This window comes from Stenotrophomonas sp. S39, from assembly GCF_016624665.1.
Taxonomy (GTDB): Bacteria; Pseudomonadota; Gammaproteobacteria; order Xanthomonadales; family Xanthomonadaceae; genus Stenotrophomonas.
Genome location: NZ_JACVTT010000128.1, coordinates 1 through 9,302, shown reverse-complemented (window position 1 = coordinate 9,302; position 9,302 = coordinate 1). Strand labels below are relative to the sequence as shown.

General features: G+C 67.9%; 7 protein-coding genes. All 7 read right to left on the bottom strand.

The window, feature by feature from the left end; all coding sequences use genetic code 11:
• Positions 1-140: 140 nt before the first annotated feature.
• The 7 genes from IAE41_RS20695 to IAE41_RS20665 all read right to left on the bottom strand — a co-directional run bounded on the left by IAE41_RS20695 (position 141) and on the right by IAE41_RS20665 (position 9,093).
• Positions 141-1,214, bottom strand: a complete 1,074-nt coding sequence (locus IAE41_RS20695) for a chemotaxis response regulator protein-glutamate methylesterase (protein WP_200734397.1) — start codon at positions 1,212-1,214, stop codon at positions 141-143.
• Entirely contained in the window at positions 1,211-1,807 is a 597-nt protein-coding gene (gene cheD / locus IAE41_RS20690) for a chemoreceptor glutamine deamidase CheD (RefSeq protein ID WP_079221788.1), read from the bottom strand. Before cheD ends, IAE41_RS20695 begins: the two co-directional genes overlap by 4 nt.
• Complete coding sequence (locus tag IAE41_RS20685; RefSeq protein WP_108746633.1) at positions 1,804-2,673, bottom strand: CheR family methyltransferase; 870 nt, start codon at positions 2,671-2,673, stop codon at positions 1,804-1,806. The genes cheD and IAE41_RS20685 overlap by 4 nt, the downstream gene beginning before the upstream one ends.
• Before the next feature lie 33 nt (positions 2,674-2,706).
• Entirely contained in the window at positions 2,707-4,992 is a 2,286-nt protein-coding gene (locus IAE41_RS20680) for a methyl-accepting chemotaxis protein (RefSeq protein WP_200734396.1), read from the bottom strand.
• A gap of 625 nt (positions 4,993-5,617) precedes the next feature.
• Positions 5,618-7,984, bottom strand: coding sequence for a methyl-accepting chemotaxis protein (locus tag IAE41_RS20675; RefSeq protein ID WP_200734395.1), 2,367 nt, complete (start codon positions 7,982-7,984; stop codon positions 5,618-5,620).
• Between the two features lie 96 nt (positions 7,985-8,080).
• Positions 8,081-8,464 carry a hypothetical protein gene (locus IAE41_RS20670; RefSeq protein WP_108759283.1) on the bottom strand — a complete coding sequence of 128 codons (384 nt, stop codon included), beginning with the start codon at positions 8,462-8,464 and terminating at the stop codon, positions 8,081-8,083.
• 137 nt (positions 8,465-8,601) lie between these two features.
• Positions 8,602-9,093, bottom strand: coding sequence for a chemotaxis protein CheW (locus IAE41_RS20665; protein ID WP_108746636.1), 492 nt, complete (start codon positions 9,091-9,093; stop codon positions 8,602-8,604).
• Positions 9,094-9,302 lie beyond the last annotated feature (209 nt).

Here is a 9,302-nt window from a genome sequence, read left to right as displayed (position 1 = left end):
TCCTTGGGGGGGGGGGGGGGGGGGGGGGGGCGGGGCCCCCCGCGGGGGGGGGGGGGGGGGGCCCCGCCCCGGGGCCGGCACTACCCATTGTTCCAGACCAAGTGGTAGTGCCGGCCCCGGGCCGGCAAACCACGATGCAATCAGCCGCGTGCCAGGGCCAGCAACCGCTCGGCGATCCGTTCCAGCGGCACCAGCTCTTCGGCCGCGCCGAGTTTGAACGCCGAACCGGGCATGCCCCAGACCACGCTGGTGGCTTCGTCCTGCACCAGGGTGGGGGCGCCGGCCTGGCGCATCTCCAGCAGGCCGCGCGCGCCGTCGTCACCCATGCCGGTGAGGATGGCGCCGATGGCATTGCCGCCGGCGGCCTGCGCCACCGAGCGGAACAGCACGTCCACCGCCGGCTTGTGCCGGTTCACCGCCGGGCCGTCGTCAACGCGGCAACGCCAGCGCGCACCGTCGCGGATGATGCGCAGGTGCTTGCCGCCCGGGGGCAGGTAGGCATGGCCGGGCAGCACGGCTTCGCCATCGCTGGCTTCGCGTACCGCCATGGCCGAGTGGCGGTCCAGGCGTTCGGCGAAGGCCGTGCTGAAGCTGGCCGGCAGGTGCTGGGTCATCACCACGGCCGGGGCATCGGCAGGCAGGCCTTCCAGCACCACGCGCAGCGCTTCGGTGCCGCCGGCCGACGAGCCGATGGCAATCAGCCGGTCGGTGGTGCGGAACTGCGGCGCCGCCGGGCGTATCGCAGGCGCGGTATCCAGGATGAGCTTGGGCGTGGCGGCGCGCATCAGCGGGCGCACGCGCGAGCGCGCGGCCATCTTCACCTTGGCGATGATTTCATCGGCGTAGCCCTGCAGCCCGCGCGCCACGTCGAGCTTCGGCTTGGAGACGAAGTCGACCGCGCCCAGGGCCAGCGCCTGCAGGGTGGTGTCGGCACCGCGCTCGGTCAGCGAGGAAATCATCACCACCGGCAGCGGATGCAGGCGCATCAGGTTTTCCAGGAACGCGAGGCCGTCCATGCGCGGCATTTCCACGTCCAGGGTGATCACGTCCGGCGCCAGGCGCTTGATCTTCTCGCGCGCCAGCAGCGGGTCGGCGGCGGTGCCGACCACATCGATGCCCGGGTCGCTGGACAGGATCTCGGTGAGCATCTGCCGTACGACGGCGGAGTCGTCGACGATCAGGACCCGGCAGGGGGCGTTGCCGGTCAGGGTCATTCGAACAGCTCCACGCCACCGGTGACCGGGGCCTTGGACAGGCGTGCACGCACGGCCGATTCGGTCGCGGCGACTTCGGCTTCGTGCGCATGCGGCAGGCGCTGCACCACCACGCGGCCGGTATCGGCGAAGAACCAGATCTTGCGCGGGTGGATGCCGCACAGGTCCTCGGCGATGATCGGGATGTGCTCGGCCTGCAGGTACTGGCGCACGAACTCGGCGTTGCGGGTGCCCACCGGATTGCTGGTGAAACCCTTGAGCACGTTGGCGCCGCCGAACACCTTTGCTTCGATGCGCTTGCGGTGTGCACCGCGCTTGAGCATGTCGTTGATCAGCAGTTCCATCGCATAGCTGCCATAGCGCGCAGGTGCGCCGTCGCCGGCGTTGCCTTCGGGCAGCAGGAAGTGGTTCATGCCGCCGATCTTCAGCACCGGGTCGCGCAGGCAGGCCGCCACGCAGGAGCCGAGCGTGGTGGTCAGCGCGGTGGTGTCATCGACCACCAGGTACTGGGTCGGCAGCAGCTTGGCGGCGACAGTCTTGAAGCGCGCGTCCTGGTAGCGCATCACATCATCGGTACGCAGCGAAGCATTCATGCGCCGGCCCCCTGTGCGCGGCGGTACAGGGTACGGCCGCAGGGCTGGATCAGGTCGGCCGCGTGCAGGTAGTTCTCCGAATGGCCGGTGTAGAGCAGGCCGTCTTCGTTGAGGTGCTGCACGAGGCGGCCGAGGATGGCGCGCTGGGTCGGCTTGTCGAAGTAGATCATGACGTTGCGGCAGAACAGCGCGTCGAACGGGCCGCCGACGTCGTAGCGCGGGGCCAGCAGGTTGAGCGGGCGGAAGTCGATCAGCTCGCGCAGGGCGGGCAGCACCCGGCATTGGCCCTCGTTGGGGCCGCTGCCGCGCTGGAAGTAGCGACGGCGCAGGTCCGGGTCGAGATTGGTGACGCGGTCGATGTTGTAGACCCCGCGGCTGGCGGTGGCCAGCACCTGGGTATCCACGTCGGTGGCGACGATGCGCACCGGTGGCTTCAGGGTGCCGAACGCCTCGCAGGCCGTGATGGCCATGGAGTAGGGCTCCTCACCGGTGGAGGCGGCGCACGACCACAGCAGCAGCGGGCTGCGGGTGGAGCGCTGCTGCAGTTCCTCGCGCAGCTTGTCGAAGTGGTGCGGCTCGCGGAAGAACGAGGTGAGGTTGGTGGTCAGCGCGTTGGTGAATGCCTGCCACTCATCGCCACCGTCCTGCTCCAGATGGTCCAGGTACTGCTGGAAACTGCGCATGCCCAGCGTGCGCAGGCGGCGCGACAGGCGGCCGTACACCATGTCGCGCTTTGCCGGGGCGAGGGCGATGCCCACGCGCTGGTAGATCAGGTCGCAGACACGGCGGAAATCACGGTCGGCGAACTCGAATTCGCGGGGGCCGGTGACGATGGGAGTAGGACTTTGCACGGGGGACGTGTCCATCGGCGAGGGTGGCGGCCGCAGCCGCCACCGGGATCAGAATTCCTGCCAGTCGCCGTCGCTGGGAGCGACGAAGCTGGAGCTGGAGGACGGGCTGGAACTGGGGCGTCGGGCCGGGGCCGGCGACGCCACCGGCTGCGCACGGCGCACGGCCACGGCGGGTGCCGGCTCGATGCGGGCGGTGACGGCCTTCACCGCGGCAGCCACCTGGTTGTCGAGGCGGAAGATTGCCACGGCGTCGGCCAGCTGCGCGGCCTGGTCTTCCATCGCACGCGCGGCAGCGGTGGCTTCCTCCACCAGCGCAGCGTTCTGCTGGGTGGTTTCGTCCATCTGCACCACGGTCTGGTTGACCTGCTCGATGCCCGCGCTCTGTTCCTGCGAGGCGGCGGAGATCTCGGCCATGATGTCGGTGACGCGCTGCACCGAGGCGACGATCTCACCCATGGTGCTGCCCGCCTGGTGCACCAGGCTGGAGCCTTCGGCGACCTTGCCGACCGAGTCGTCGATCAGGCCCTTGATTTCCTTCGCAGCAGCCGCGGAGCGCTGGGCGAGGGTGCGTACTTCGCTGGCGACCACGGCGAAACCACGACCCTGCTCACCGGCACGCGCGGCTTCCACGGCGGCATTCAGCGCCAGGATGTTGGTCTGGAAGGCGATGCCGTCGATGACGCTGATGATCTCGGCGATCTTCTTCGACGAGGCTTCGATGGCCGACATGGTGGTGACCACCTGGTTGACCACGCTGCCGCCCTGCGACGCCACACCCTGTGCGCCGATGGCCAGCTGGTTGGCCTGGCGGGCGTGCTCGGCGTTCTGGCGGACGGTCGAGGTCAGCTCTTCCATCGAGGCCGCGGTTTCTTCCAGGTTGGCCGCCTGCTGTTCGGTACGGCGCGACAGGTCGCTGTTGCCCGAGGCGATCTCGCCGGCTGCCAGGGTGATGCTGGAGGCGCTGGCCTGGATCTGGCCGACGATCTGGGTCAGCTGGCTGACGGTGCTGTTGGCATCGTCACGCATGCGCGCAAACACGCCCTGGTAGTCGCCCTGCATGCGCGTGGTCAGGTCGCCTTCGGCGATGGCAGACAGCAGCTGCGAGAGCTTGCCGAGGTTGTCATCGCTGACCGCCATCATCGCGTTGAGGTTTTCCAGCATCAGGCGGAAATCGTGATCGAAGCGCTGCGCGTCGCCGCGGCGGCTGAAATCGCCGGCGGCAGCGGCGCTGGCCAGCTGCTTGATCTCGGTATTGATGCGGCCGAGGTTGGCCTTGACCGTATCCACGGCGGTGGTCATGGCGGCCTTCTCGCCCGGGTAGCGGGCGACGTCGCGGCTGAGGTCGCCGACGGCGTACTGCTTCACCACGTCCAGCACGTCGTGCAGGGTCTGCACGTGGCTGCCGACCAGGGTGTTGGTTTCCTGCACCATCAGGCCGTACTCGCCGGGGAAGGCGCTGGCATCGATGCGGTAGCTCAGTTCACCGGCATCGTGGCGGCGGGCCATTTCGCGCTGGCCGCTGATGACCGCATGCAGCTGCTGCTGCATGCCCGACATGGCATCGAGCAGGCGACCGGTTTCATCATGCGGCTGCGGGCCGATGTGGCTGTCGAGCTTGCCCTTGGCGATGCCCTCGGCAACGGCGGTGGCCTGCTTCAGCGGGCCGGCGATGCGGTTGCCGATGATCCAGCTCAGGCCGAGCACGATCAGCACCAGCGCGCCGCCGGCCAGGGTCATCACGCCGGTGAAGGCCCAGGCTTCGTGCTGCACGTCGTCCATGTAGACGCCGGTGGTGACCACCCACTGCCACGGTGCGTACATGCCGGCGTAGGTGACCTTGTCGATCAGGCCTTCGCTGCCGGGCTTGCCGGTCCTGTAATAGGTGAAGCCGCCGCCGAGGCGTGCCATGCCGACCTGCAGGTAGTAGATCGGCACGCCGTCATCGGAGGTGTAATCCTTCTGCACGGTGCCGACGCGCTTGGGCGCGAAGGGGTGCATCAGCACGCGGTACTGGGTGTCCAGCACGTTGTAGTAATCGGCATCGTTGTTGGCGCGCATCACTTCCAGCGCCTGCAGGGCGGAGGACTTGGCGGCGTCTTCGCTGAGTTCGCCGCTGGCGGCCAGGCGCTTGTAGTGGTCGAGGACGCCGTAGGTGAGTTCGACCTGGGTCTTCAGGGCGTCCTTGCGGGTCTTGGTCAGGTCCAGGTACTGCATGCGGGCGGCGATCACCGACAGCGCGATCACGCCGATCGCGATGAGCAGCGTCAGCAGGTTGAGCTTGCGCCGGACGGAGAGGTTGCTGAAGTAGTGTTGCCAGCGATGCAGGAGGTTCATGAAGCGGACCAGGTCGAGACGGGCGGGCGGCGCCAGTACCGGTCAGGGCGCGACAGGCCGTGACAGAACGGTTATCGGCCGGGGGCGGGGAGATTTGAGGGTCACGCGCTTTGCGTATTCAGGGTTCCTTGCAGCGGCGGCTGTGGCGCTGCCTGCGGCAGGCTTTTGAGCCAGGGCAACAGCAACAGCAACAGCAACAGCGGTCTCTCGGCGTTTCGTTACATCGAGGGAGGCGGGCCGGGGTGGGCAGGCAGGACACGCCGTAAACCCTTCCATGGGGGCTCGATGGCGCCATCCATGGCGCCAACGGTCCTGCCTGCCCACCCCGGCCCGCCTCTTCGTGCATTGCGTCGGCGGACGGCAAGAGCGGTGTTGGTGTCGGGGCGGAATTGGGGGTCAGATCCGTTTTCCTGCGGAAAACGGATCTGACCCCACGAACGGTGCAGCTGTTGCTCTTGCTCTTCTTTCTTCAATCCGGGGTGGACGCGCGGCCAACCCACAAAATCCCAGCACAATGCGCATCCACCCCGAGGGGCTTCGCCGTTGGCTGTTGACCCGGTAACCCCGGAAACGAAAACGCCCCGGCACGGGGCCAGGGCGTCTTCGAAGCCTGCGGCAGCAGGACTCAGAACTCCTGCCAGTCTCCGTCCGCCAGTTCGGCAGCCATCGGGCGGCCACCGGTGCTGCGGCGTGCTGGCGGCGCGGCCGGTGCCGGTGCCGGTGCGGCAGCGCGCGGGGCCGGGGCGCGCGGGGCGACCACGGTCTCGGCCTCGTCCACCACGAAGATCGACACGGCCTCGCTCAGGTGGCCTGCCTGTTCTTCCATCGCACGGGCGGCAGCGGTGGCTTCTTCCACCAGCGCAGCATTCTGCTGGGTGGTTTCGTCCATCTGCACCACGGTCTGGTTGACCTGCTCGATGCCGGCTGACTGTTCCTGCGAGGCGGCGGAGATCTCCGCCATGATGTCGGTGACGCGCTGCACCGAGGCGACGATCTCGCCCATGGTCGCGCCAGCCTTGTGCACCAGTGCCGAGCCGTCATTGACCTTGCCGACGGAGTCGTCGATGAGGCCCTTGATCTCCTTCGCGGCCGCGGCGGAGCGCTGGGCGAGGGTGCGGACCTCGCTGGCGACCACGGCGAAGCCGCGGCCCTGCTCGCCGGCACGCGCGGCTTCGACGGCGGCATTCAGCGCCAGGATGTTGGTCTGGAAGGCGATGCCGTCGATGACGCTGATGATCTCGGCGATCTTCTTCGAGGAGGCTTCGATGGCCGACATGGTGGTGACCACCTGGCCGACCACGTCGCCGCCCTGTGAGGCGACGCCGTGTGCACCGATGGCCAGCTGGTTGGCCTGGCGGGCGTGCTCGGCGTTCTGGCGAACGGTCGAGGTCAGCTCTTCCATCGAGGCTGCGGTTTCTTCCAGGTTGGCGGCCTGCTGTTCGGTGCGGCGCGACAGGTCGCTGTTGCCCGAAGCGATTTCGCCGGCGGCCGAGCTGATCGCGCGGCTGGACTGCTTGATGCGGGTAACGATCTCGCTCAGCTGCGCGGCGGTGGCGTTGGCATCGTCACGCATGCGGGCGAACACGCCCTGGTAGTCGCCGTGCATGCGCACGGTGAGGTCACCCTGCGACAGGGCGGCCAGCAGGCCGGAGATCTGCTCGATGCTGCCGGCGTTGGCGTCCAGCAGGCCGTTGATCTGCTGGGCCAGCTGCAGGAAGAAGCCTTCCTTGCCGGTGGCGTCGATGCGGCCGGACAGGTCGCCAGCGGCGGCCTGGGCAATCACGCGGGCCACTTCGGCTTCCACCTGCGCTTCCTGGGTGCGGTCGCGCCATTCCACCACGTAGCCGACGGTGTCACCGGCTTCGTTGCGGATGGTCGATGCCACCTGGGCGAACTGCGCATCGCCGTACTGCATCGGGCGGCGGGCGACGCCATGGGCCTTCAGGTTGGCCACCAGGGTGGCATCCATTTCGCCGCGGTGTTCCAGCACGGTCACCGGCTTGCCGACCAGCGACGCCTGGACGTCGAAGTCCGGCAGGTCGCGGCGCACGTCGTCCTGGTACTGGGCCAGGGTCTGCTGCAGCGCGCGGTTGCTGTAGACGATGGTGTTGTTCGGGTCGGTCAGGTACACGCCGGTGGAGCTGTAGTCCAGGGCGGTACGGATGCGCAGGTTCTCGCGGGCGATGGCGGCGTCGGTCTCGATGCGCTCGCGCAGGTCGCGCTGCATGCGCTGCATGGCCTGCATCAGCTCGCCCACTTCGTCCTGGCGGCTGACATCGATGTGGCCATCCAGCTTGCCGCCGGCGACGTCGTTGGCGACCGAGACGGCGCCACGCACGCTGCCGACCAGGGCACGGGCGAACAGCCACACCAGCACCAGGCCCAGCGCGGCGCCGCCGAACAGGGCGATCACCATCAGCGTGGCCGATGCGGAATACGTGGAGGAGGCCTCGTCACGCGCGGCGCGGGACAGGCGGTTGTCTTCGGCGATCAGCGACTCGAGCGAGGCGGTGGCCTTGCGGTGCTTGGTGCGGGTCTCGCCGACGAAGGTATCGATGGCGTCGTCGGGCAGCTCCAGTTCCAGCATCTCGTTGACGCTGTCGTAGGAGGCAACGGCGTCCTTCCAGTCCTTGGCGAAGGTGTCGAACAGCTTCTTCTGCTGCGGGTTGTCGATCAGGGTCGGATACTCCTTGATCGCCTTGTCCAGGTTGGTGCGCAGTTCAGCGACGCGGGCATGGGCATCGGCCTTGACCTCGGCGCTGGCGCGGACCAGCTGCTGGTACTCGGAGTTGCGGATCTCGCCGATCATGCCGCGCATCTCGCCGGCCATGCGGATGCTCTCCATCCGCGAGCCCGCCAGCTCGGTGGTCACGTTGTTCAGCGAATGCAGGCCACGATAGGCGACGATGCCCTGCAGCAGCATCACCAGCAGGATGACGCCGAACGTCAACAGCAGTTTCGGCATCAGTTTGAGGTTGTTGATCCACGGCATGGGCGTTGCGATCTCCTAAGGCAGACGCGCCCGGGCGTCTTGCCCGGTTGCAGCAGACCACGCCGGCGAGTGGCCGGCGTGGTGATGGACAGCGGATTACTTGATGTTGGCCAGCTTCAGGCTTGCCGGCGAGCTGACTTCGATTTCAGCGCGCGAGGCGTCGCGCTGGATCTTGCCCAGCACGCACACGGTCTTGCCTTCCAGGCTTTCCAGCGGGAAGTTGAACTTGCTGCGGTTCTCGCCGGCGATGCGGGCCGAGAAGGTGTGGCGCGGGAAGGCGCCGCCCATGTACAGGAAGGTCGGCTGGCCTTCGGAACCTTCGGCGAAGCGCGCCTTTTCGACCTTGCCGCAGACCATGCCGTCCTTGCCGACCGCGCGCGGGGCCATTTCCGGCGGGATCATGTCGGCCGACTGTGCGAAAGCGGAAGACGCGGTGGTGGCCAGGACGGCGGCCGAAACGAACGCAAGCAGGGACTTCATCGGGGTGTTTCTCCGGGGATTGTGATGGTCGATCCGGTCCTGCGCGCTCCTGCGCGACCGGGTTCCTGTCCCCCTATCGGCATCGCCGCGGGGAACTGAAGGGCTCGGTTACAGAAACGTGAGGGAAGTCCGCCTGCTCAGGCCGCAGCGTCTTCGACCAGGCTGGCCTGGCCCATGTCGGCGCTGTCCAGCAGGGTTTCGATGTCCAGCAGGATCAGCATGCGGTCGTCGTGGGTGCCGATGCCGGAAATGAAGCGGGTATCGACGGCGGCGCCGAATTCCGGGGTGGGGCGGATCTGTTCGCCCGACAGCGGGATCACGTCCGAGACGCTGTCCACGACGATGCCGACCACGCGGTCTTCAACGTTCAGCACGATCATCACGGTGAAGGCGTCGTAGGTCGCGTTTTCCAGGCGCAGCTTCAGGCGCAGGTCGATGACCGGGACGATGGTGCCGCGCAGGTTGATGACGCCCTTGATATAGTCCGGTGCGTCCGGCACGCGGGTGACCGCGTCGTAGCCGCGGATTTCCTGCACTTTGAGGATGTCCACGCCGTAGTGCTCGGCGCCGAGGGTGAAGCTGAGGAATTCGCCACCGGCGCTGGCGGTGGAGCTGGTCTTGTCGTTCATCGAGGGTCCTGGTCTGCCGGAAGTCCCGGTGTCACGCTCGATATCGGCCCCTTTGGGAGGGACTTTAGGTGGACCCTCCACGCATGGCGTGGATCTACTGGGGTGGGCCATCCACGCATGGCGTGGATCTACCGGTTGCGTTCCGCGTGGCGTGGAAACACCGGTAGCGGGGGGGGGGGGGGGGGGGGGGGGGCGGCGCGGGCCGCGGC